We start from the raw sequence: 21,317 nt of genomic DNA on the forward strand, positions 1-21,317 counted from the left end.
ACCCGAAGACGATCCCGGAGGGATGCTGATCGTGCACATCGCTGACATCACCATGTTCTACGCCCCGGCCAGTGGCGGCGTACGTACCTATCTTGATGCCAAACATCGCCGACTCGACGCCAGGCCCGGCGTGCGTCACAGCCTTTTGATTCCCGGCGCCAGCGCCACCGATGCCGATGGCATCTACCAAGTGCCGGCGCCGCCCCTACCCTTTGGCAACGGCTACCGCTTTCCCGTTCGCCTGGCCCCTTGGTGCAACGTGTTGCGGCGCCTGCAGCCTGACCTGATCGAAGTCGGCGACCCCTACCTCACGGCCTGGGCCGCCCTGGAAGCGCGGCGCAAGCTCGACGTACCGGTAATCGGCTTCTACCACTCCGACTTGCCGCTGCTGGTGAGCAACCGCATGGGCAACTGGTTCACCCCCAACGTCGAGGCCTATGTCAGCAAACTGTACGGCAACTTCGACCGCGTGCTGGCGCCCAGCCAGGTGATGGCTGACAAGCTGTGTCGGCTAGGCGTCAAGGATGTGCATGTGCAACACCTGGGCGTCGACCTGTGCACCTTCAACCCCGAACACCGCGATCCGGGCCTTCGGGCCGAACTGGGGATCCCCGACACCACACGCCTGCTGGTGTTCGCCGGGCGCGGCTCGCGGGAGAAAAACCTGCCAGTGCTGCTCGACTGCATGAGGCGATTGGGCCGCCACTATCATTTATTGTTGGTCGGCTCGAACATGCCCGCCAATGTGCCGGACAATGTCAGTGTCATCGACCATTTCTGCCCACCTCAAGAGGTCGCCCGGCTGTTCGCCAGTGCGGACCTGCTGGTACATGCAGGCGATCAGGAAACCTTCGGCCTGGTTATCCTCGAGGCCATGGCCAGTGCCCTGCCCGTGGTCGCGGTACGTGCCGGCGCCTTCAGTGAAATCGTCGATGAACGCTGCGGACGCCTGTGCACACCCAACGACGCCCAGGCCATGGCTAACGCTGTGCGCGAGACCTTCGAGGCCGGTGTCCGTCGGCTGGGAGCCCAGGCCCGTCGTCATGTCGAACTGCACTACGCCTGGGACCATGTGGTCGATGGCCTGCTGGAGCACTACCAGGCCGTGCTCGGTCACCAGCCGCAGGTACGCGCCCATGGTTGAGACAGACGCCGCAACGCGTAGCCTGATGCTGGTGCTGCACGATGTCGCGCCCGAAACCTGGCCGGACTACCAGCCGTTCGTCCAGGCCGTGGAACGCTTGGGCAACGTGCCCATGACTTGGCTGGTGGTGCCGGACTTCCATCATCGCAATCCCCTGTCCCGCTCGCCGACCTTCTGCCGGTTGCTCGAGCGACGCTTGGCGCAGGGCGACGAGCTGGCCCTGCACGGCTATTTCCATGCTGACGATGGGCCCCCGCCGCGCAGCGCCCGCGAGTTCTTCATGCGTCGAATCTACACCCATGAAGGCGAATTCTATGGGCTAGATGAGGCCGAGGCCCTGCTGCGCCTGGAAGCCGGCTTGGAAGTGTTCGACCGCCACGGCTGGCCGGTGGCCGGTTTCGTCGCCCCGGCCTGGTTGATGAGCGAAGGCACACGCCAGGCCCTGCGTCGGTTGCCGCTGCGCTACACCAGCACGCCCCAGCACCTCTATCGCCTCCCGGAGTTCACCGCCATCCAGGCCCCTGGCCTAGTGTGGAGCGCCCGGAGTGCTTGGCGACGGGGGCTTTCGCGGATGATCTGCGACTGGCAAGGGCGACGCTGGCGCAATGCAGCCACGCTGCGCCTTGGCCTGCATCCCGTGGATATGCGTCATCCGGCCTCTCGCGACTACTGGTTGCAGACATTGCAAACGTTGCTAGCGCAGGGACGTCAACCCCTGACCAAATCCGCCTGGCTGGCGCGTCAGGTCCAGGCATGAACCGCCTGGGCTGGCTGGGCATGGCACTGCTGCTGGCGTTGCTGGTACCCACCTTGCTCGGTGGCAGCGATTTGCTGGCGCGCCTACGCGCCTTCGCCCCGAGCCTGATGGCTGTGCTGCTGGGCATGATCCTGCTGTGCTGGGTGATCAATGCCGTGCGCCTGCGGCTGCTGCTCGGCCAGCAAGGGGCACGCCTCGGCCGGGTACGCAGCCTGGGTGTGGTCATGGCCACCGAATTCGCCATCTGTACCACCCCTGGCGGCAGCGGCGGACCATTGACCCTCATGGCCCTGCTGGCGCGCGAGCGTATCGGCCCGGCGCGCAGCGGCGCGGTGTTCGCCATGGATCAGTTGAACGATCTGGTGTTCTTCTTCTGCGCGATGCTGGCGATTGCAGGCTATGCCCTGTTCCACAGCCTGGGACATACCCAGCAGAGCATGCTGTTGGGCAGTGCCCTGTTGCTGTGTTCGGCGCTGCTGGGGATTCTCGCGTTGCTGCGCTACCGGCGTACGGTGATGCGCCTGAACGGCCGGTTGCTACGTCGCTTGGGCATGTCGGCGCGGCGCAGACGGCGATGGGCGCGCAAACTGTTGCGTTTCGTCCATGCACTGACGGACACCTGGCGCCTGCCCAAGCGGATCCTGATTCTGGTTTTCAGTTTGACCTGTGTGCACTGGAGCCTGCGCTACAGCGTGCTGTACCTGGTTCTGCGAGGGCTGGGCGTGGAGCTTTCATGGATTCCAAGCTTTCTGGTACAGATCCTGTCGCTCAGCGCCGGGCAGTTCAGCCTGCTGCCAGGCGGCGCCGGGGCCGCCGAATTGACCTCGGCGAGCCTGCTGACGCCCCTGGTGGGCAGCTCTACGGCGGCGGCGGCGATCCTGATCTGGCGCGCGGTCACCTACTACTTCTACCTGATCGCCGGGGGCCCGGTATTCGTTTGCCTGTTGGCGCGTCCGTTGCTGGAGCGCTGGCGTCGTCAGGCGAGTTGAGCTGGCGCCAGAGCGCGGCGGCACCCGGGAAGTGGGTGCCAGCCTCTTCGCTCAAGCGCTCGAGATCGAAGCGAGCGAGGCACCCCTCGCCCAGAGTGGGCGGCGGCGGTGCCGCAGCCTTGTCGCGGGGATCGGCCATCGGCGCTTAGTCGAACACCACGGTTTTGTTGCCATGCACTAGGACACGGTCTTCCAGGTGGTAGCGCAGGCCGCGGGCCAGCACCATCTTCTCCACGTCACGACCGAAACGCACCATGTCTTCGATGCTGTCGGCGTGGGTGACACGCACCACGTCCTGCTCGATGATCGGACCGGCGTCCAGCTCTTCGGTGACGTAGTGGCAGGTCGCACCGATCAGTTTCACGCCACGCAGAGCCGCCTGGTGGTACGGCTTGGCGCCGACGAACGATGGCAGGAAGCTGTGGTGGATGTTGATGACTTTTTCGGCGTATTCCTGGCACAGCTGCGGCGGCAGGATCTGCATGTAGCGCGCCAGCACCACGACATCGGCCCCATGCTCCTGGACCAGCCGCGAGACCTCGGCAAACGCCGGTTGCTTGTCCTTGGGATCGACCGGGACATGGAAGAACGGGATACCGTGCCACTCGACCATGCTGCGCAGGTCGTTGTGGTTGGAGATCACGCAGGGAATTTCGCAATCGAGCTCGTCGGTGTGCCAGCGATGCAGCAGATCGGCCAGGCAGTGGGATTCGCGGCTGGCCATCAGCACCACGCGTTTCTTCTGGGCCGAGTCGGTGATCCGCCAGGTCATGGAGAACTCTTCGGCGATCGGCGCGAACGCCTCGCGAAACGCTTCGATGCCAAATGGCAGGGATTCGGCGCGGATCTCATGGCGCATGAAGAACCAACCGCTCTGCTCATCGGAGTGGTGGCTGGCTTCGTTGATCCAGCCGTTGTACAGGGCCAGGAAATTACTGACTTTTGCCACGATGCCGACACGGTCGGGGCAGGCAATCACCAGTCGATAGGTGCGCATGAAGGAGACTCCGGAAACTTCGCAAAGGCGCACATTCTAGCGGCCCGCCAGGAAAAACGCAGTAATGATTGCCCGCTACAGCACACACGCTCGGCCAGCGCGGGGCAAAGCTGCCAATTGAGCCGACCACGTAGGAAATGATGAATTTGTCGGGCGATATGTAAAATTTTCTTAACCAAATGCCTGCATTACCCCACGACAATTAACAGTTTATTGCCTTTTTAATTGTTTACTTGAGAGTATCGCCTGTCTATTATTGGCCCGAACTGTTTCTCTTTGAACATTGCACTAAGGACCACTCCATGTCCCTGATCAACGAATACCGCGCTACCGAAGAAGCCATCAAGGAACTTCAGGCCCGTCTGGCCAACCTGTCGCAAGATGACAAACTGAAGAAAGAACTCGAGTTCGAAGGCAAACTGCGCGCACTGATGGGCGAATATTCCAAGTCCCTGCGTGACGTGATTGCCCTGCTGGATCCAGAATCCAAACTGAGCAAAGCTCCGCGCGGTGCGGTCAAGACCACTGGCACCAAGCGTGCTCGCAAGGTCAAGCAGTACAAAAACCCGCACAATGGCGAAGTGATCGAAACCAAAGGCGGCAACCACAAGACCCTGAAAGAATGGAAAGCCAAATGGGGTGGCGATGTGGTTGAAGGCTGGGCAACACTGCTGGACTGACAGCTGGCTGCCTCTCACACGCCCAATAAAAACGCCGGCACATTGCCGGCGTTTTTATTGGGCGTGCACCTTAGCGTTGATATTGCGCCTTCAACTGCTGAACATGTGCCTGCCACGCCTCCAATACTCCCCTTCCGGCAGCATCTGCCGTTGCCAGGGCGCTCTGGCAAGCCTGCTCGAAGTCACCCAGCGTGTTCGGCGCTCCCAGTCGCGGGTCGCTCAAGCGCTGCTGACAGAACGAGAACCAACGCTGCCGCTCCTCGGCACTCAAGGTATCGGGGAAGTTTCTTGCCCGATAACGGAATAACAGCTCTGACATCCTCGAGTCATCGAACATCCAGTGCCCCTGTCCCAATTGCACAGGGTCAAGGGCGCGCACTTGATCACAGAGGCGACGATCTCGGTCTCCCAGAAAACCATCATACAACTGTTGCTCAGGGTCCTCGCTAGGCGCGAACTCATCGCCGCTGTAAATGCCTTCGAGCTTGTCCTGCCAAATATGCTGTTGCTCGGCCAATTGTTCCCCACGGCGTTGCAACTGCGACATATCCAGACCCAGCCGCTGCTGATCGACAGGGCGCAATACCGCCAACGGGGCCACGACCGGGCAACGATTGATGTGCACCAACTTCAGCGGAACGGGTAATTGTCCATCAGGCAATTCGTCACGCCGGGTATACAAACATTGTCGTAATGTTTCTGTGGTCTCTTGCAATAACGGCAAGGTATCCAAGTGCAGGTCGCACACAATCAGTGCATTCCGATTACGTGGATGCCAGGCCAATGGCAATACCACCCCCAGATAATTACGCTCTGCAGAGAAGCGGCCAGATACATGTACCAGCGGCTGCAAAAGACGGATCTGCTCCATCACCTTGTGCTTGCTGCGCAATTGGAACAACCAGTCATATAACTTGGGTTGCTTCTGGCGAATCAGGCGAGCCAAGGCGATTGTTGCCCGTACGTCGGAAAGCGCTTCGTGGGCGTGGCCATGGTCGATGCCGTTGGCCTTGCTCAGCAGTTCAAGGCGCAGACTGGTGCGACCGTCCTGCTGCGGCCAAACGATGCCTTCCGGGCGCAAGGCATAGGCGGTGCGCACCACGTCGATCAGGTCCCAGCGGCTGTTGCCGCCCTGCCATTCTCGGGCGTAGGGGTCGAAGAAGTTTCGGTAGAGGCTGTAGCGGGTGACCTCGTCATCGAAGCGCAGGGTGTTGTAGCCCGCGCCACAAGTGCCAGGACGGGCCAGTTGCGCATGGACCTGGGTCATGAATTCGGCTTCGCATAGACCCTCACGGGCCAGTTGCGCGGGCGTGATGCCGGTGACCAGGCAGGCGGCCGGGTGCGGCAGGATATCGTCGCTGGGACGACAATAGAGGCTGATGGGCGCTTCGATCTCGTTGAGTTCAAAGTCCGTTCGCACGCCTGCGACCTGCAGCGGGCGGTCGCAGCGTGGATTGATGCCGGTGGTTTCGTAGTCGTGCCAGAAGATGCTGGAGCTCACGGGGTCTTCCTGTAACAAGGTCGACCAGAGTCTAGCGACCTGACAGGCCGGTCCGCACCCACGAATTCGCTGCAGCGCGTTGCCGAAGACTCAGGCGGAGGCGTTGATGGGGCGGAAGCTGAAGTAGTTGCGCAGAGCCCGGACGAAGTCATCGTACTCGCGCGGGGGCTGCAACAGCATGAAACCGGCGTCGTAGTGGCCGGGGGTCTGATCCTCACGGCACCACAGGCAACTGGCGGTAAGATTGATGCATTGCACCCCGCCACCAACCACCGGCAGGCGCAGTTGCAACTCGAAATCCGGCCCCACCAGTACCGGCAGATGGCTGATCAACATCAGGCCGTCTTCCGAAGCATTGCCCAAGTAGCCGATCTGCTGGTCGGTGAACCGGTTGTAGACCTTGAGGACACAAGGCAACTGGTGGCGTTCTATATGGCGTTGAATAAACATGGCGTGGCGCGATCCGTACCTGATGCCAGGAAGACAAGGTACTGGCGGTGAGCGTTACATCTGGTTAACAGATTAGCTCAGCGCGACTCGGCATTTCCATGAAATCAAGAACACCTTGGTGTTAACGCCAAGGTGTACCGGTCGCAGGCGTCGCCACCGCCGACTCGCCACGCAGGTGCCCAAGCTGTTCGAGGGTCTGCAGGCGCGCCTTGGCGCGGTAGGCATACTCGTTCTGTGGATAACGCTGCATCAGGTACTGATAGGTCTGGGCCGCGTCCATGTAGAGCTTCTGACGCTCAAGGCACTGGCCACGCAGCATCGAAACTTCCGGATGGATGAACGGCCGTGCCCGGCTGGTGCGGTCCACCTCCGAGAGCTCCAGCATCACACGCTGGCAGTCGCCCCGGTCATAGGCTCGGTAGGCATTGTTAAGGTGATGGTCCATCGACCAGCGGGTGCAGCCGACGACACTGGCCGCGACGGCTAAAACGATCAGGGCTCGCATGGGGGATCTCCTTTGATGGACAGTGTATCGGCCTGGCGCGGCAAATCTTCACATGCATCTGCAAGCATACCCCGACCGTTCAAACGCCACCCTGCCAACTGGTGAGGTAGTGCAACGGAACAATGACTACAGCGATATTCAGGAGTAGCCTTTCGCTGCGCTTCACTATAGGAGTCTGTGCATGACCATCCGCCGTACCAAAATCGTCGCCACCCTGGGCCCCGCCAGCAATTCACCGGAAGTGATCGAACAACTGATCCTCGCCGGCCTGGACGTGGCGCGCCTGAACTTCTCCCACGGCACTCCAGACGAGCACAAGGCCCGCGCCCGCCTGATCCGCGACATCGCCGCCAAGAATGGCCGCCACGTCGCGCTGCTGGGCGATCTGCAGGGTCCGAAGATCCGCATCGCCAAATTCAGCAACAAGCGCATCGAATTGAAGATCGGTGACAAATTCACCTTCTCCACCGCCCATCCGCTGACCGAAGGCAACCAGGAAATCGTCGGTATCGACTACCCCGACCTGGTCAAGGACTGCGGTGTCGGCGACGAGCTGCTGCTCGACGACGGCCGCGTGGTCATGCGGGTCGAAACCGCGACCGCCGACGCCCTGCACTGCGTGGTGATCATCGGCGGTCCGCTGTCCGACCATAAAGGCATCAACCGCAAAGGTGGCGGCCTGACCGCGCCGGCCTTGACCGAAAAGGACAAGGCCGACATCAAGCTGGCTGCAGAGATGGACCTGGACTACCTGGCCGTTTCCTTCCCGCGTGATGCCAGCGACATGGAATATGCCCGCAAGCTGCGCGACGAAGCCGGTGGCACCGCCTGGCTGGTGGCCAAGATCGAACGCGCCGAGGCCGTCGCCGACGACGAGACCCTGGACAACCTGATCGCAGCCTCCGACGCGGTAATGGTCGCCCGTGGTGACCTGGGCGTGGAAATCGGCGACGCCGAGCTGATCGCCATCCAGAAGAAGATCATCCAGCATGCCCGCCGCAACAACAAAGCGGTGATCGTCGCGACCCAGATGATGGAGTCGATGATCCAGAACCCGATGCCGACCCGCGCCGAAGTGTCCGACGTGGCCAACGCCGTGCTGGATAACACCGACGCGGTCATGCTCTCCGCCGAAAGCGCCGCCGGTGCCTACCCGATCGAAGCGGTCAAGGCCATGGCCCGCGTCTGCCAAGGTGCCGAGAAGCACCCGACCAGCCAGAAATCCAGCCACCGCCTGCACACAACGTTCGAACGTTGCGACGAGAGCATCGCCCTGGCCGCGATGTACACCGCCAACCACTTCCCGGGCGTCAAGGCGATCATCGCCCTCACCGAGAGCGGCTATACCCCGCTGATCATGTCGCGCCTGCGTTCGCACGTGCCGATCTACGCCATGTCGCCGCACCGTGCCACCCAGGCGCGTGCATCGCTGTTCCGCGGCGTCTACCCGATCGCCTTCGACCCAGCCTCGCTGCCAGCCGAAAAGGTCAGCCAGGCGGCCGTCGACGAACTGCTCAAGCGCGGCTTGGTGCAACAGGGTGACTGGGTGATCCTGACCAAGGGCGACAGCTACCACACCATCGGTGGCACCAACGGCATGAAGATCCTGCACGTGGGTGATCCGCTGGTCTGATGTTGTCGGACCCTGGGGCCGCTTCGCGGCTCATCGCAGGCTTAACCAGCGCCCACCGCTTTACCTGTGGGGGCGGCCTTGCATCGCGAAAGGAGGGCAACGCCCTCCTCTGTTCACTCAGGCATGTTCGGTGAACACATCGGCAAACACCTGGTTCCTCGGCACACCGGCAATGAACAGCCGCCGCGCGAACTGCTCCACACTGCCCGGCGCTCCGCACGTAAGCGCCACCGTCTGTCGCGACGAAGGGCACAGCCCCGCCAACGCTTCCTCCAACGCCTCTGCGGTCACGCAGCACACACTCACCTGTGGATAACGGCTCGCCAGCTCATTCAAGGGGCCAGCCAGATAATGTCCTTGGCGATCCCGCGCCACGTGCATCACCTTGATCTCCCCCTGATGCCCCTGTCGTAGCGCCTCGCGCAAAATCCCCCACAACGGCCCAAGCCCTGTCCCTGCCGCCAGCAGCCATAGCGGCCGATCCTGCCACCCGGCATCGTAGTGCAGGGCACCGCCCCTGAGCTCACCCAGGCGCAGTCCGTCGCCGACGACCAAATGCCTGGCTTTATCGCAAAAGGCACCCGGCAGGCGGCAGTCCAGATGAAACTCCAGAAACCTGTCCTCGCCTGGCAGGCTGGCCAGCGAATAAGGCCGTGCAACGCCCTGCTGCCACAGCACCAGATGTTGGCCTGCCTGATAGCGCAGAGGCCGCTCGGGTTGCAGACGCAAACGCAATACGTCACCGAACCAGTCCAGCTCGCAGACCCGCGCAGGCAAGCCGTCGGTCAGCGGGTCGAAGACGGCGACCTGCAGATCGCCGTTCACCCGGCACTGGCAGGCCAGGCGCCAGCCCTGCTCGCGCTGCTCACTGCTCAAGGCCTCGGGCATGGCATCCTCGGGCTGGCCTTCCAGGCAATGCACCAGGCAGGCGTGGCAATTGCCGGCGCGGCAGCTGTAGGGCACGGCATAGCCGGCCTCGTTGAGGGCGTCGAGCAGGTTGCTGGCGGCCGGCACGCTCCAGCGGTGCTCGCCGACGCGAAGTTCGGGCATGATCGAAACATCTCCACACATCACTGCGCCCACTCTAGGGCTTGCCCGGCAATTGAGCAAAAAGGATGCCCACAGCATGCCGACCTTGGTCCAGACCACGCGCAGGTGTGCCGGGCATCGATGCGCGCTATACTGCCGCGCCCTTTTGCGTCGGCCACTGCCTGCCGGCGCGCCTTGCAAGGTGTTTCGACGCGCTGGTCGGCTGTGTCGGAAGAGCCTTTTTGAATGTTCCCGTCTTTAAGAGGAGCGCGCTGCATGACCGTGATCAAGCAAGACGACCTGATTCAGAGCGTTGCCGACGCCCTGCAATTCATCTCGTACTACCACCCCGTCGATTTCATCCAGGCGATGCACGAGGCTTATCTGCGTGAAGAGTCGCCCGCTGCGCGCGACTCCATCGCCCAGATCCTGATCAACTCGCGCATGTGCGCCACCGGCCACCGCCCGATTTGCCAGGACACCGGTATCGTCACCGTGTTCGTGCGCGTGGGCATGGACGTGCGCTGGGATGGCGCCACCATGAGCGTCGACGACATGATCAACGAGGGTGTGCGTCGCGCCTACAACCTGCCTGAAAACGTCCTGCGCGCCTCGATCCTGGCTGACCCCGCCGGTGCCCGCAAGAACACCAAGGACAACACCCCGGCCGTCATCCACTACTCCATCGTGCCCGGCGACAAGGTCGAGGTCGACGTCGCAGCCAAGGGCGGTGGCTCGGAGAACAAGTCGAAGATGGCCATGCTCAACCCATCCGACTCGATCGTCGACTGGGTCCTGAAGACTGTCCCGACCATGGGCGCCGGCTGGTGCCCGCCTGGCATGCTGGGTATCGGCATCGGCGGCACTGCAGAGAAAGCTGCGGTCATGGCCAAGGAAGTGTTGATGGAGTCCATCGACATCCATGAGCTCAAGGCCCGTGGCCCGCAGAACCGCATCGAAGAACTGCGCCTGGAGCTGTTCGAGAAGGTCAACCAGCTGGGTATCGGTGCCCAGGGCCTGGGCGGTCTGACCACCGTGCTCGACGTCAAGATCATGGACTACCCGACCCACGCCGCCTCGCTGCCGGTCTGCATGATCCCGAACTGCGCCGCCACCCGCCACGCCCATTTTGTGCTGGACGGCTCCGGCCCGGCCGAGCTGGAAGCGCCGTCGCTGGACGCCTACCCGGAAATCGTCTGGGAAGCCGGCCCGAGCGCCCGCCGCGTCAACCTCGACGCGATCACCCCGGAAGAAGTCGCCAGCTGGAAGCCGGGCGAGACCCTGCTGCTCAACGGCAAGATGCTCACCGGTCGTGACGCCGCGCACAAGCGCATGGTCGAGATGCTCAACCGCGGCGAAGAGCTGCCGGTCGACCTCAAAGGCCGCTTCATCTATTACGTCGGCCCGGTCGATCCGGTCGGTGACGAAGTGGTAGGCCCTGCCGGCCCGACCACCGCCACCCGCATGGACAAGTTCACCCGCCAGATCCTCGAGCAGACCGGCCTGCTGGGCATGATCGGCAAGTCCGAGCGTGGCCCGACCGCCATCGAGGCGATCAAGGACAACAAAGCGGTGTACCTGATGGCCGTTGGCGGCGCCGCCTACCTGGTGGCCCAGGCGATCCGCAAGTCCCAGGTCCTGGCCTTCGCCGAGCTGGGCATGGAAGCGATCTACGAGTTCGAGGTCAAGGACATGCCGGTCACCGTCGCGGTGGACAGCAACGGTGAGTCGGTGCACATCACCGGTCCCGCCCTGTGGCAGAGCAAGATCGCGCAGAGCCTTGCGGTTGAAGTGAAGTAAGCCTGATGTAGCAGCGGCGCCTTCTTCGCGGCTGAACCCACTCCACAGGGCATCCACTGAATCCAACAACAGTGGAGCGCTGGTAGGAGCCGGTTCACCGCGAAGGGGCCGCAACTGTTTTATCCGATTCTGTCGAACTGCTCCGGCCAGTCCCGCCGGATGAACACCTGTCCTTCGCGTCGAACCCGGCGTACCCCCTCCAGATCGACTTCTCCCAGCAGCCAGCGGCTGCCCTTAGGGCAAAGCTCAGTGCTCTCGGCAATCACCCCATTACTCGGCATGCCGTAATCCGGCGGCACGAACAGCCCTGCCCGTCCGATATTCTCGTCAAGTGCCGGCGACCAGGGTGCCATGCCCACCGTCGGGCTTTGCAGCACCGCGATCTGGTTCTCCAGTGCTCGGGCCTGGGCTCCGATGCGCACCCGGTGATAACCAGCCTCGGTGTCGGTGCAGCTCGGGGCCAGGATCAAGTCGGCGCCCCGTTCGGCCAAGTGCCGGGCAAGCAGGGGAAACTCGTTGTCGTAACAGATCAGGATGCCCAATTGCCCCAGCGCCGTGTCGAACACGTTGAGCCCTTCCCCGGCAGCGATGTCCCATTGCTCCCGCTCGAAGCGGGTCATGATCAGTTTGTCCTGATAACCCAGCACACCGTCCGGTCCGAACAGCCAGGCGCGGTTGCGGTAGCGCCCGTCCGTGTCGAGCACCGGCAGGCTGCCCGGCTGCAGATAGATCCCCCAGCGCCGGGCGATTCCCTCGCACAAGGCAAGCCAGGGCTCGATCAGCGGCTGGATCCCAACGATCGACCCCTTCAGGTCGCTCCGTTGCTCAGGGGGCAACTGCCCGCTGAGGACCAACCCCGCATACTCAGGCAACAGCAACAACTGCGCGCCGCCCTCGACAGCCTCGGCGCACAAGCCCTGGAGGTGCTCGGCATAGGCCGCCCAGGTCTCGTGCAGCTCAATGGCGTACTGGCAAGCGGCCAGACGGATCACAAGGGCAGTTCCTTGAGCCAGAAGGACATGATCTTCGCCGATGCCTGCTCCTCGTCGAGGTCGCGCCAGGCATAGGTGGTGCGCAGCGACGGCTCATGCAGGAAGCCACGATTGCGCCAGAAACCGTGCAAGGGCTTGTAGTCAGCAGGACGCCGAGGATGCCCAGCCGGCCGCTCGACCGAGCAGAACGCGCAGTAGTCGAACTCGGCGAGCTTGTGAGCATATGACTCGCGCTCGATGAAAAAGCGCACGCCCAGGCCCTGGCCCCGGTAGGCCGGCAATAGCACCGACTCGCCGAAGTAGTAGACGCTCGCGGGGTCGCGCCCCTGGGCCAGGAACGGCTGCTGGAACTCAGGCGTCTCGTCGACCAGAGGCAGGCCCGTGGAGGCCCCCACCACCTGCCCTTGGTCGATGGCCAGCACCGCCAGGCTGCGCCCGGAGCGGGCGTAGGTGGACAAGTAGTCGGCCTCGTACTGCGGCGTACCATCGTAAAGGTAGGGAAACTCGCGAAACACCGAAAGGCGCAGGCGAGCGAGGTCATCGATGTAAGGCGCAATCGCGGCGCCGTGCAACAGGCGGATTTCCATGCTTAGCGGTCGTTTTGTCGATGTGGATGACGCGCTCGGCTAAGCCGGGCTTGAGGGGAAACCCTATCATCCGGCCCAAGCCATCCCCTTTCCCGTACACGACAGGAACATTGCCATGACCGCTACCGAACTTGTGAACGCTTACTACGCCGCCTTCAACGCAGGCGACATGCCCACCTTCCTCGGACTGCTCAGCGAAGATGTGATTCATGACGTCAACCAGGGTGAGCGGCAGATGGGCAAAGCGGCGTTCGCGGCGTTCATGGACAAGATGAACCGCTGCTACCGGGAGCGTCTGGTGGACATCGTGGTCATGCAGAATGCCGATGGGAGCCGTGCGGCGGCGGAGTTCACCGTCCATGGGGAATACCTGGCCGACGACGAAGGGCTGCCGCCGGCCAACGGGCAGACGTATGTGCTGCCGGCGGGGGCGTTCTTCTATATCCATTGTGGGAAGATTGCTCGGGTGACCAATTACTACAACTTGAATGATTGGGTTGAGCAGGTAGGTTGAGTTTTTTGAGGAGCGTGTGAATATCCAATGTTGGTGGGGGGCGCTGATGGCGCTTCTCGCCCTTACGGCGATCTACTTTTGCTCTTGGGCAAAAGTGACCCGCCGTACGGGCGCAACGGTGAGTCAGCGTCAACAACTCAAATGAATGAACCCACCAACACTGACCTAGCCCAAAAAAACTACCCAAGCACCCGCAGAAACGCCGCCAACCAGGCAGGATGCGCCGGCCAGGCAGGCGCCGTCACCAGATTCCCATCCACATGCGCCTGGTCCAGAGCGATATCCACAAACCGCCCCCCCGCCAACCGTACCTCAGGTGCACACGCCGGATACGCACTGCACTCACGCCCCTCCAGCACACCTGCCGCCGCCAGCAACTGCGCCCCGTGACATACCGCCGCGATCGGCTTACCCGCCTGGTCGAAGGCCTTGACCAGCGCCAGCACCCGCTCATCCAGGCGCAGGTACTCAGGCGCCCGGCCACCGGGGATCACCAACGCGTCGTACCCCTCGGCCCGAACCTGCACGAAATCGAAGTTCAAGGCAAAGTTGTGCCCAGGCTTCTCGCTGTAGGTCTGGTCGCCCTCGAAGTCATGGATCGCCGTGCGCACCGTCTGCCCGGCCAGCTTCTCCGGACACACCGCATGCACCGTATGCCCGACCATCTTCAGTGCCTGGAACGGCACCATCACTTCGTAGTCCTCGACGAAGTCACCCACCAGCATGAGAATTTTCTTGGCCGTCATCGCATCCACCCCTTCCGTTGCATGGGAACAATCCCTGCACGATAGTCCGCTTCAGCGTGTACGGGTACTCACCACAGGTCTAGTCGCGACGATTGAGCAGATTGACCACCAGCCGGTCGAGCCACCCCCACAGCCGCTGCTGCAGCCGACGCCAGAAGGGCCGGGCATGCCAGCGTGCCAGGTCGACTTCCTGGCTGAGGGCGAAGTCTCGCTCGAAGCTGGCGGCCACCGCCGCCGTCAGGGGCGGGTCGAGGGCTTCTACATTGGCCTCGAGGTTGAAGTGCAGGTTCCAATGATCGAAGTTGCATGACCCCACACTGACCCACTCGTCCACCAGCACCATCTTCAGGTGCAGGAAGCACGGTTGATACTCGAAGATCCGAACGCCGGCGCGCAGTAGACGGGGGTAATAGCGGTGCCCGGCGTAACGGACCGCCGGGTGGTCGGTGCGCGGACCGGTGAGCAGTAGGCGCACGTCGATGCCCTTCTGCGCCGCTCGTCGCAGGGAGCGACGCACACTGAAGGTCGGGAGGAAGTACGGTGTGGCCAGCCAGATGCGCCGTTGGCCGCTGTTGAGGGCACGCACCAGCGAGTGCAAGATGTCCTGATGCTGACGGGCGTCGGCGTAGGCCACCCGGCCCATGCCCTGGCCTTGGGCGGGCACCCGCGGCAGGCGGGGCAGGCCAAAGCCCTCGGCTGGCCGCCAGGCGGTGCGCCGATTGTTGGCGTGCCACTGGCGATCGAACAACAGTTGCCAGTCGGTGACGATGGGGCCTTCCATTCGCACCATCACTTCATGCCATTCGCTGGTGTCGACGCCTGGGGTCCAGAATTCATCGGTAACGCCCGTCCCGCCCACCACTGCCCAGCATTCATCGACCAGCAACAGCTTGCGGTGGTCCCGGTACAGGTTGCGAACCCCACGTCGCCAACGCAGGCGGTTGTAGTAGCGCACCTGTACGCCCGCCGCCTCCAGGCGTTGGCGCAACGCTGAGGGGAAGGCCAGCGAGCCATAGTCGTCGAACAAGCAGCGAACCCGCACGCCACGGCTGGCGGCCTGTTCCAAGGCCTCGACCACCGCATCTGCACAGCGACCGGCTTCGACCAGATAGAGCTCCAGATCGACCTGGAATTCGGCGCGCACGATCGCCAAGAGCATGCGCGGAAAGAATTCGGGGCCGTCGATCAGCAGTTCGAACTCGTTGCCATCCCGCCAGGGGAAGACCGGCCCCGGCATGTCAGCGGGCGGAGAAGATCAGCACCGCACTCACCGGCACCGATGGGCTGATGGACGCAACACCGGAAAGCTTGCGCAGGGTCGCCAGCCCCGGCAACAGATCGAACTCCTCGGCACGCAGGATCAACGGCTCCAGGGTTACCACCTGGAAACGACGTTCATCCAGACGGGTGGCCAGCAGCAAGGTGTCGTAGCGGTGCGATTGCCCATGCAGGGTCACAGTCACCGGTAGACGCAGTTCGACCTGGGCGCCATTGGCCAGGTCGTTGATGGGGCGCAGGTCGATCTTCGTCTGCACGAGGGCCTCTGGAAACTTGGCGACCTGGAACAGCTCGTTGCGCATGCGCTCGTCACGTAGCGGTATGCCACCGCTGACCGAATCCATTTCGATGCTGACCTGGGCATTGCCTTTGCCGTCGACCTTGCCATGGAACACCAGGAAGCGATGCACCTCGGAGGTGTCACCATTCTTGCTGGTGACAAAAGACAAACGTGAGGACTCGCCATCCAGGTGCCAGCTGGCATGGGCGGGCAGGCACAAGGCCATGAGCAGAGCAGGCAGTAGACGGGGCAGTTTGAACATTTGAAATCTCGTGTAACAAGGCCGTCAACCTTACCCGCCCGCCTTCACGGCAGCAAGCGGCAGCCCTCCCGCGCGCCCAACCAGGCTGCCTGATTGCGCCGTCCCAAGCCTTCTGCGAGCACCCGACGTCGCGCGTGGTCCTCTTCCAACCTGCCCAAGGGCAGGTACTGCTTTACATAACCCCGGCAGTAGACCTCATCGAAGCCCATGACGAAGCGGCACGAGCAGTACTCCTTGGCCGAGTAGGCCGACAGGATGCTTGGAAAATCCGCCAACGCCTGACGCTCGTGCCACGCCCACACCAGCAACGCCACCATCAACAACAGCAGGACGCGCTTCATCGGCCCTCCCCCGCAACGGCCGCCAACACCCGCTTGAGCAGTTCGTTGTGCTGGTAGGTGCCATCGCGGTCATCGGCGTAACGCACGATCACCAATTTCTGCGAAGGCACCACATAAAGTGCCTGGCCCCAATGACCCAGTGCGGCATAGACGTCTTGGGCAGCGTCCGGCCATGGCGCCGGCTGGCCCGGCAACGGCTGGTTGAGCCACCAGTGCCCGCCAGGATTGGCCTCGTCCGGGATCGCCTCGGCCCGCTCGAACAGCTGCCGATTGAACGCCACCCAGTCCCTGGGCAACAGTTGCCGCCCTTGCCAGCGCCCATCACGCAGCATCAACAGGCCGATGCGGGCCAGGTCTCGCGCACTCAGGTAAAGGTAGGACGAGCCCACGTAGGTGTCGGCGCCATCGCGCTCCCAGACCGCGTGGCGAATGCCCAAGGGCTCGAACAGCGCCTGCCATGGGTAGTCATCACGGCTGTCGGGGGGCAGCATGCCACGCAAGGCCGCCGCCAGCAGGTTGCTGTCGCCACTGGAGTAGCGAAAGCGCTCGCCCGGTGCCACCTCGGCCGGCTGCGCTGCGGTGAAGGCAGCCATGTCTTTACGGCCACGGGTATACAGCATGGCCACGACCGAGGACTTGAGCGGTGCGTATTCGTAGTCCTCCTGCCAGGCCAGGCCGCTGGCCCAATGCAGCAGGTCGACGATGCGCAGTTCGGGATGCACCTTGAGCGGCGGATAGTAGTGCCATGCCGGCGCATCGAGGGTAAAGCGCCCTTCGCCGTAAGCCACCCCCAGCACGGTGGCCAGCACACTCTTGCTGATCGACCAGGTCAGGTGCGTCGTGTCGGCACGGGTGGGCGCGACGTAGCGCTCATACAGGATACGCCCGTCACGGATGACCAGCAGCGCATCGCTGCGCACACCCGTGCGCCCGGTCTCGTCGCGGTCGGGAAAGGCATAGGCCTCGACCGCCTGCCAGTCGATGGCCGCAGGTTCGCGCTGCCACTGCGGATCCGGCCACGACTCGGCCCACGCCGAAACGCTCACCCCTGCCAGAATGCCCAGCAATTTCCCCAACCTGCCCATGGCCGCCCCTCACCTGGCTGAACGGGCGAGCCTGCCAGGGTTTCATGACAATCCGACAGCGACCCAGGCCTTGTGCAGGCGTTTCTCCCGCGCCGCCGTGGCCAGCGCCAGCACGCCCTGGTCGCGCTGCCACAACTGCATCCAGTGAGGCGGCCCGCCCGCCAGGGCTTTGTCGATCGCCTCGCGCAGCGCATGAAACTGGGCGAACAGACCGCCCAGCAGCAAGTGGCAGGCGGCGCTGTCGGCGCACTGTCGGCTGCCCTCGGCGCACCCACCCAGTAGGCCCAGTAAACGCAGCCGCAGGTCCTGGGGCCAGGTGCTTTCCTGACCGACGCCATACAGCCAGGCCACCAGTGCGGCGAGCACGTAGAGGTCTTCCAACGAGCGGAAGGGTTTGACGTAGGCATCCCAGCCATCACCGGCAAGCCGTTCGCAGGCGGCCTGGTGCAACTGCAGACGCGCATGGCCGACTTCGGGCATCAACGGCAAGGTGGGCAAGGCCTCCAGCGTCACCCCTGCCTCACCCGGATAGACCACCGCCAGTTGCAGCCGGGGCTTCTCTCCATCGGCCTCGCTACGCGCTGCCACCAGCAGCCATTCGGCGTCCAGCCCGGCGGTGACGAAATCCTTGCTGCCGGTCAGGCGCAGGTTCTCCAGGCGGGTCTGCATGTCCGCCGGGCGCACGCTGCGCCGCTCAGTGGCGCACAAGGCACCCAGGCTGGCTGGGGCACTGGGCCAGAGCACACGCAGGGCCGCTTGGTAGCCGACTAGAAAAGCCAGCCCCGGCGTCGCCATCGCCCGTCCACCGAGCACCGCCAGCTCGAAGGGCGAGACTTGCCCGAGACGCTCGAGCAGGGCGGCGTAGCCTTCACCCAGGCTTTGGGCTTCGGGCTGGCGGTAGGGGTCGTTGACTCGTTGCAACCAGGGCATCGCAGGCTCCTCGTCAGGGGTTGTCACGCAAGCATCACCAAAGCTTCACGGGGGTGACACCGCGCGTACCTAGGCTGACTTTGCACAACAAAGTCGACCGGCCGCAACCCTTGGCTGGCTCATGGAGACTCGCAATGACTCGGACCGCACGCTCTGGCGACACCAGCACTGAACGCCGTCTGCAAGCCGAACGCCTGGTCGGCGCCACGGCGCTTCAGGAAGCACAGGCCCTGCGCTTCAAAGTGTTCAGCGCCGAATTCCAGGCCAAGCTCAAGGGCGCGGAACTGGGCTTGGACATGGACGACTACGACATCCATTGTCGCCACATCGGCGTGCGTGACCTGGCCACCGGCCAACTGGTCGCCACTACCCGTCTGCTCGACCACCAGGCCGCCAGCAGCCTGGGACGCTTCTACAGCGAAGAAGAGTTCAGCCTGCACGGCCTGCTGCAACTGCAGGGGCCGATCCTGGAGCTGGGCCGTACCTGCGTCGACCCGGCCTATCGCAATGGCGGCACCATCGCCGTGCTCTGGGGCGAGCTCGCAGAAGTGCTCAACGAAGGCCGCTACAACTACTTGATGGGGTGCGCCAGCATTCCCATGCAGGACGGCGGCGTGCAGGCCCACGCCATCATGCAGCGCCTGCGCGAGCGCTACCTGTGCACCGAGCACCTGCGGGCCGAGCCGAAGAAACCCTTGCCGACCCTGGCCCTGCCGAACAACGTCATCGCCGAGATGCCGCCCTTGCTCAAGGCTTACATGCGCCTGGGCGCGAAGATCTGCGGGGAGCCGTGCTGGGACGAGGATTTCCAAGTCGCCGATGTGTTCATCCTGCTCAAGCGCGACGACCTCTGCCCGCGCTACGCCCGCCACTTCAAGGCGGCGGTCTGATGCCTGGATTGCGGGCAATCGCCCGCCTGTCGCGTCTGCTGCTGGTGCTGGCACTGGGCATCGTCATGGCCAGCGCGATCACCCTGGGAGAACGCCTGGGCTTGAAGCCCTCCTGCGCACGGCGCCAGCGCTGGACATGCCTGTTCATGCGGTATCTGGTCGCCGTCCTGCCCTTCGAGGTCCGAGTGATTGGCCCTTTACCGTTACAGCCGATGCTGTGGGTCAGCAACCATGTGTCCTGGACCGACATCCCCCTGCTTGGCATGCTGACGCCGCTGTCGTTCCTGTCCAAGGCCGAAGTGCGCCACTGGCCGCTGGCCGGTTGGCTGGCGGAAAAAGCCGGCACCCTGTTCATCCGCCGTGGCGGTGGTGACGGCCAGCGTCTGTCTCAGCAGATCGGTGAGCAGTTGGGCCAGCAACGGCCGCTGCTGATCTTTCCGGAAGGCACCACCACCGACGGCCGCGTCCTGCGCACCTTCCATGGCCGACTGCTGGCCGGCGCCATCGACCAAGGCACACCGGTGCAGCCGGTGGCGATCCAGTACCTGCGCAACGGTCAAGCGGACCCGATCGCACCGTTCATTGGCAATGACGACCTGGTGTCTCACCTGATGCGTTTGTTCCGCCAGCCGCGCGCAGAAGTGATCATCCAGCTGCTGGAGCCGATCCCCAGCCTAGGCAAGGAGCGGGCGGTGCTGGCGTTCCAGGCGCAGCAGGCGGTTCAGCTGGCCTTGTATGGCGCCGACGAGTGGGAAGCGGTGCCGCGACGCCAAGCGAAGGCGGCCTGAGTCGTGTGGCGGTCCAATCGGCCCTTTCGCGGGTAAACCCGCTCCGATAGGGGTGGCGGTGATCCTTGAGGATTTACCCGCGAAAAGGCCCGTACGGTCGTATGAAGGTTCACCGACTCGCCAGCGCAAAAGCCTGCAACTGCGGATAGAACTCGCGAAAATCCGCCAACAACGGCTCGTACAACACCTCCAACTCCCCCATCACCCCGTCCATACCTTCCGGCCGTGACAATCGCCGGGCGATACCGCGAAACACCTGCTCCAGCGTGTCGAAATCGCCATAGGCGCCCAGCCAGTCGTCCGCGGCCATGAACGGGGCGATATGTGCCAGCCGCCCAGGCAGTGCCGGCTCGGCGAGCAGTACGCGGTAGAAGTCTCCGGTAAAGGCGCTCAGCGGCTGTTCGGCGTAATCGTCCCAGTGCCGCGCCAGGCAGTGGTCGAAGAACACATCCAGGACGATCCCGGCAAATCGCCGCCGCTCACGGGGGAAGCGCGCCAGCGCCGCCAGTACCAGCGGGTGGCTGTCGGTGTAGCTGTCGATGTGACGGTGCAGGCGAATCGACGCTTCGAGGGCCGGGGGGAAGCGCCCTTGCAGCGAGCCTTTGACGAAATCGCCATACAGGCTGCCGAGCAGTTGTTGCGGCTCACGACCGCCTAGGTGCAGGTGTGCGAGGTAGTTCATGGCGCCCAGTCTAGCACTCACGCGCCCCATATCGTTATAACGCGATATAGCGATTCGCGCTCAGCTCAGAACCTCTTCATATTTGTATATCGCGAAATACCGATTTATATTTCGCCTCATCGCGATATAACGCTACACACCACGAGTCCCACCATGCCTCTTGATCTCGACGAAATAATAAAAGCCCTCTCCCACCCGGTACGGCGAGAAATCCTCACCTGGCTCAAGGACCCGGCTGCGCAGTTCCCCGACCAGCAGCACAGCACCGAATACGGCGTCTGTGCGGGGCAAATCGACCAACGCTGCGGCCTGTCGCAGTCGACCGTCTCCGCCCACCTGGCCACCTTGCAGCGCGCGGGCCTCATCAGCAGCCAGAAGATCGGCCAGTGGCACTTCTTCAAACGCAACGAGGACACCATCCAGGCGTTCCTCCAGCAGATGAGCCAAGAGCTCTGAC

General features: G+C 63.4%; 24 protein-coding genes. 10 read left to right on the forward strand and 14 right to left on the reverse strand.

The annotated features are described in order from the left end of the window. The first annotated feature begins 31 nt into the window (after window positions 1-31). From HMPREF3173_RS20120 to HMPREF3173_RS20130, 3 genes are read left to right on the forward strand one after another with little or no spacing between them, the layout of a single operon-like run. Window positions 32-1,144: an N-acetylglucosaminyl phosphatidylglycerol synthase gene (locus HMPREF3173_RS20120; protein WP_371906704.1), complete on the forward strand. Its 1,113-nt coding sequence runs from the start codon at window positions 32-34 to the stop codon at window positions 1,142-1,144. Further along, complete coding sequence (locus HMPREF3173_RS20125) at window positions 1,137-1,901, forward strand: N-acetylglucosaminyl phosphatidylglycerol deacetylase (protein ID WP_070576051.1); 765 nt, start codon at window positions 1,137-1,139, stop codon at window positions 1,899-1,901. The genes HMPREF3173_RS20120 and HMPREF3173_RS20125 overlap by 8 nt, the downstream gene beginning before the upstream one ends. After that, window positions 1,898-2,890, forward strand: a complete 993-nt coding sequence (locus HMPREF3173_RS20130) for a glucosaminyl phosphatidylglycerol flippase (RefSeq protein ID WP_070576054.1) — start codon at window positions 1,898-1,900, stop codon at window positions 2,888-2,890. The genes HMPREF3173_RS20125 and HMPREF3173_RS20130 overlap by 4 nt, the downstream gene beginning before the upstream one ends. A gap of 145 nt (window positions 2,891-3,035) precedes the next feature. On the opposite strand, the gene purU is transcribed toward HMPREF3173_RS20130, so the two are convergent. After that, a complete protein-coding gene (purU, locus tag HMPREF3173_RS20135) occupies window positions 3,036-3,887 on the reverse strand; it encodes a formyltetrahydrofolate deformylase (protein WP_043206402.1) in 852 nt (283 codons plus the stop codon). Between the two features lie 302 nt (window positions 3,888-4,189). Here purU and mvaT point away from each other — a divergent pair, with 302 nt between their 5' ends. Next, window positions 4,190-4,567 (forward strand): histone-like nucleoid-structuring protein MvaT, encoded by a 378-nt coding sequence (gene mvaT / locus HMPREF3173_RS20140; protein WP_043206401.1) that lies wholly within the window; start codon window positions 4,190-4,192, stop codon window positions 4,565-4,567. A 70-nt stretch (window positions 4,568-4,637) separates the two neighbouring features. Here the strand turns inward: mvaT and sbcB are convergent, their stop codons facing one another. From sbcB to HMPREF3173_RS20155, 3 genes are all read right to left on the reverse strand, one after another. Next, a complete protein-coding gene (gene sbcB / locus HMPREF3173_RS20145) occupies window positions 4,638-6,068 on the reverse strand; it encodes an exodeoxyribonuclease I (RefSeq protein WP_070576057.1) in 1,431 nt (476 codons plus the stop codon). A 90-nt stretch (window positions 6,069-6,158) separates the two neighbouring features. Continuing rightward, a complete protein-coding gene (locus tag HMPREF3173_RS20150; RefSeq protein WP_070576060.1) occupies window positions 6,159-6,518 on the reverse strand; it encodes a PilZ domain-containing protein in 360 nt (119 codons plus the stop codon). 121 nt (window positions 6,519-6,639) lie between these two features. After that, window positions 6,640-7,023 carry a hypothetical protein gene (locus HMPREF3173_RS20155; RefSeq protein WP_070576065.1) on the reverse strand — a complete coding sequence of 128 codons (384 nt, stop codon included), beginning with the start codon at window positions 7,021-7,023 and terminating at the stop codon, window positions 6,640-6,642. 181 nt (window positions 7,024-7,204) lie between these two features. On the opposite strand from HMPREF3173_RS20155, the gene pyk reads away from it, so the two are divergent. Then, a complete protein-coding gene (pyk, locus tag HMPREF3173_RS20160; protein WP_043214932.1) occupies window positions 7,205-8,656 on the forward strand; it encodes a pyruvate kinase in 1,452 nt (483 codons plus the stop codon). A gap of 117 nt (window positions 8,657-8,773) precedes the next feature. Here the strand turns inward: pyk and HMPREF3173_RS20165 are convergent, their stop codons facing one another. Next, window positions 8,774-9,706: an iron-sulfur-binding ferredoxin reductase gene (locus tag HMPREF3173_RS20165; RefSeq protein WP_070576068.1), complete on the reverse strand. Its 933-nt coding sequence runs from the start codon at window positions 9,704-9,706 to the stop codon at window positions 8,774-8,776. A 255-nt stretch (window positions 9,707-9,961) separates the two neighbouring features. Here HMPREF3173_RS20165 and HMPREF3173_RS20170 point away from each other — a divergent pair, with 255 nt between their 5' ends. Then, window positions 9,962-11,485: a fumarate hydratase gene (locus HMPREF3173_RS20170; protein WP_043214937.1), complete on the forward strand. Its 1,524-nt coding sequence runs from the start codon at window positions 9,962-9,964 to the stop codon at window positions 11,483-11,485. A gap of 119 nt (window positions 11,486-11,604) precedes the next feature. On the opposite strand, the gene HMPREF3173_RS20175 is transcribed toward HMPREF3173_RS20170, so the two are convergent. Beyond that, entirely contained in the window at window positions 11,605-12,477 is an 873-nt protein-coding gene (locus HMPREF3173_RS20175; protein ID WP_070576071.1) for a carbon-nitrogen hydrolase family protein, read from the reverse strand. After that, on the reverse strand, window positions 12,474-13,064 hold the full coding sequence (locus HMPREF3173_RS20180; protein ID WP_043214941.1) for a GNAT family acetyltransferase: 591 nt from the start codon (window positions 13,062-13,064) through the stop codon (window positions 12,474-12,476). The genes HMPREF3173_RS20175 and HMPREF3173_RS20180 overlap by 4 nt, the downstream gene beginning before the upstream one ends. A gap of 115 nt (window positions 13,065-13,179) precedes the next feature. Between HMPREF3173_RS20180 and HMPREF3173_RS20185 the strand changes: the two genes are divergently transcribed. After that, entirely contained in the window at window positions 13,180-13,578 is a 399-nt protein-coding gene (locus HMPREF3173_RS20185) for a nuclear transport factor 2 family protein (RefSeq protein WP_070576075.1), read from the forward strand. A 179-nt stretch (window positions 13,579-13,757) separates the two neighbouring features. Here HMPREF3173_RS20185 and HMPREF3173_RS20190 read toward each other — a convergent pair whose 3' ends face one another. From HMPREF3173_RS20190 to HMPREF3173_RS20215, 6 genes are all read right to left on the reverse strand, one after another. After that, window positions 13,758-14,324, reverse strand: a complete 567-nt coding sequence (locus tag HMPREF3173_RS20190; RefSeq protein WP_070576079.1) for a DJ-1/PfpI family protein — start codon at window positions 14,322-14,324, stop codon at window positions 13,758-13,760. A 79-nt stretch (window positions 14,325-14,403) separates the two neighbouring features. Further along, window positions 14,404-15,561 carry a phospholipase D-like domain-containing protein gene (locus HMPREF3173_RS20195; RefSeq protein ID WP_070576082.1) on the reverse strand — a complete coding sequence of 386 codons (1,158 nt, stop codon included), beginning with the start codon at window positions 15,559-15,561 and terminating at the stop codon, window positions 14,404-14,406. Between the two features lies 1 nt (window position 15,562). Next, window positions 15,563-16,144 (reverse strand): YceI family protein, encoded by a 582-nt coding sequence (locus HMPREF3173_RS20200; protein ID WP_070576085.1) that lies wholly within the window; start codon window positions 16,142-16,144, stop codon window positions 15,563-15,565. Window positions 16,145-16,188: 44 nt separating this feature from the next. Beyond that, window positions 16,189-16,485, reverse strand: a complete 297-nt coding sequence (locus tag HMPREF3173_RS20205; RefSeq protein WP_070576089.1) for an amidase — start codon at window positions 16,483-16,485, stop codon at window positions 16,189-16,191. After that, window positions 16,482-17,570, reverse strand: coding sequence for a serine hydrolase domain-containing protein (locus HMPREF3173_RS20210; protein ID WP_070576092.1), 1,089 nt, complete (start codon window positions 17,568-17,570; stop codon window positions 16,482-16,484). Before HMPREF3173_RS20210 ends, HMPREF3173_RS20205 begins: the two co-directional genes overlap by 4 nt. Before the next feature lie 42 nt (window positions 17,571-17,612). Then, the gene (locus tag HMPREF3173_RS20215; RefSeq protein ID WP_070576095.1) at window positions 17,613-18,500 is read right to left on the reverse strand and encodes an acyl-CoA dehydrogenase middle domain-containing protein; all 888 of its coding nucleotides are present in this window, start codon (window positions 18,498-18,500) and stop codon (window positions 17,613-17,615) included. A gap of 134 nt (window positions 18,501-18,634) precedes the next feature. Between HMPREF3173_RS20215 and olsB the strand changes: the two genes are divergently transcribed. Together olsB and HMPREF3173_RS20225 are read left to right on the forward strand one after the other, a co-directional pair. Next, window positions 18,635-19,390: an L-ornithine N(alpha)-acyltransferase gene (gene olsB / locus HMPREF3173_RS20220; RefSeq protein WP_070576097.1), complete on the forward strand. Its 756-nt coding sequence runs from the start codon at window positions 18,635-18,637 to the stop codon at window positions 19,388-19,390. Further along, window positions 19,390-20,178: a lysophospholipid acyltransferase family protein gene (locus HMPREF3173_RS20225; RefSeq protein ID WP_070576100.1), complete on the forward strand. Its 789-nt coding sequence runs from the start codon at window positions 19,390-19,392 to the stop codon at window positions 20,176-20,178. The genes olsB and HMPREF3173_RS20225 overlap by 1 nt, the downstream gene beginning before the upstream one ends. Before the next feature lie 109 nt (window positions 20,179-20,287). Here HMPREF3173_RS20225 and HMPREF3173_RS20230 read toward each other — a convergent pair whose 3' ends face one another. Beyond that, on the reverse strand, window positions 20,288-20,860 hold the full coding sequence (locus HMPREF3173_RS20230; RefSeq protein WP_043213585.1) for an acyl carrier protein phosphodiesterase: 573 nt from the start codon (window positions 20,858-20,860) through the stop codon (window positions 20,288-20,290). Between the two features lie 153 nt (window positions 20,861-21,013). Here HMPREF3173_RS20230 and HMPREF3173_RS20235 point away from each other — a divergent pair, with 153 nt between their 5' ends. Continuing rightward, window positions 21,014-21,316 (forward strand): ArsR/SmtB family transcription factor, encoded by a 303-nt coding sequence (locus HMPREF3173_RS20235; RefSeq protein ID WP_043213583.1) that lies wholly within the window; start codon window positions 21,014-21,016, stop codon window positions 21,314-21,316. Window position 21,317: the final 1 nt, after the last annotated feature.

This window comes from Pseudomonas sp. HMSC08G10, from assembly GCF_001808425.1.
GTDB lineage: Bacteria > Pseudomonadota > Gammaproteobacteria > Pseudomonadales > Pseudomonadaceae > Aquipseudomonas > Aquipseudomonas guariconensis.

Coding starts and splice junctions, on each gene's coding strand:
- HMPREF3173_RS20190 (WP_070576079.1), bottom strand. CDS start 14,324: ATGACGGCCAAGAAAATTCTCATGCTGGTGGGTGACTTCGTCGAGGAC.
- HMPREF3173_RS20215 (WP_070576095.1), bottom strand. CDS start 18,500: ATGCCCTGGTTGCAACGAGTCAACGACCCCTACCGCCAGCCCGAAGCC.
- pyk (WP_043214932.1), top strand. CDS start 7,205: ATGACCATCCGCCGTACCAAAATCGTCGCCACCCTGGGCCCCGCCAGC.
- olsB (WP_070576097.1), top strand. CDS start 18,635: ATGACTCGGACCGCACGCTCTGGCGACACCAGCACTGAACGCCGTCTG.
- HMPREF3173_RS20155 (WP_070576065.1), bottom strand. CDS start 7,023: ATGCGAGCCCTGATCGTTTTAGCCGTCGCGGCCAGTGTCGTCGGCTGC.
- HMPREF3173_RS20230 (WP_043213585.1), bottom strand. CDS start 20,860: ATGAACTACCTCGCACACCTGCACCTAGGCGGTCGTGAGCCGCAACAA.
- HMPREF3173_RS20185 (WP_070576075.1), top strand. CDS start 13,180: ATGACCGCTACCGAACTTGTGAACGCTTACTACGCCGCCTTCAACGCA.
- HMPREF3173_RS20205 (WP_070576089.1), bottom strand. CDS start 16,485: ATGAAGCGCGTCCTGCTGTTGTTGATGGTGGCGTTGCTGGTGTGGGCG.
- HMPREF3173_RS20235 (WP_043213583.1), top strand. CDS start 21,014: ATGCCTCTTGATCTCGACGAAATAATAAAAGCCCTCTCCCACCCGGTA.
- HMPREF3173_RS20130 (WP_070576054.1), top strand. CDS start 1,898: ATGAACCGCCTGGGCTGGCTGGGCATGGCACTGCTGCTGGCGTTGCTG.
- HMPREF3173_RS20210 (WP_070576092.1), bottom strand. CDS start 17,570: ATGGGCAGGTTGGGGAAATTGCTGGGCATTCTGGCAGGGGTGAGCGTT.
- HMPREF3173_RS20180 (WP_043214941.1), bottom strand. CDS start 13,064: ATGGAAATCCGCCTGTTGCACGGCGCCGCGATTGCGCCTTACATCGAT.
- HMPREF3173_RS20195 (WP_070576082.1), bottom strand. CDS start 15,561: ATGCCGGGGCCGGTCTTCCCCTGGCGGGATGGCAACGAGTTCGAACTG.
- HMPREF3173_RS20125 (WP_070576051.1), top strand. CDS start 1,137: ATGGTTGAGACAGACGCCGCAACGCGTAGCCTGATGCTGGTGCTGCAC.
- HMPREF3173_RS20225 (WP_070576100.1), top strand. CDS start 19,390: ATGCCTGGATTGCGGGCAATCGCCCGCCTGTCGCGTCTGCTGCTGGTG.
- HMPREF3173_RS20170 (WP_043214937.1), top strand. CDS start 9,962: ATGACCGTGATCAAGCAAGACGACCTGATTCAGAGCGTTGCCGACGCC.
- mvaT (WP_043206401.1), top strand. CDS start 4,190: ATGTCCCTGATCAACGAATACCGCGCTACCGAAGAAGCCATCAAGGAA.
- purU (WP_043206402.1), bottom strand. CDS start 3,887: ATGCGCACCTATCGACTGGTGATTGCCTGCCCCGACCGTGTCGGCATC.
- HMPREF3173_RS20200 (WP_070576085.1), bottom strand. CDS start 16,144: ATGTTCAAACTGCCCCGTCTACTGCCTGCTCTGCTCATGGCCTTGTGC.
- HMPREF3173_RS20165 (WP_070576068.1), bottom strand. CDS start 9,706: ATGCCCGAACTTCGCGTCGGCGAGCACCGCTGGAGCGTGCCGGCCGCC.
- HMPREF3173_RS20150 (WP_070576060.1), bottom strand. CDS start 6,518: ATGTTTATTCAACGCCATATAGAACGCCACCAGTTGCCTTGTGTCCTC.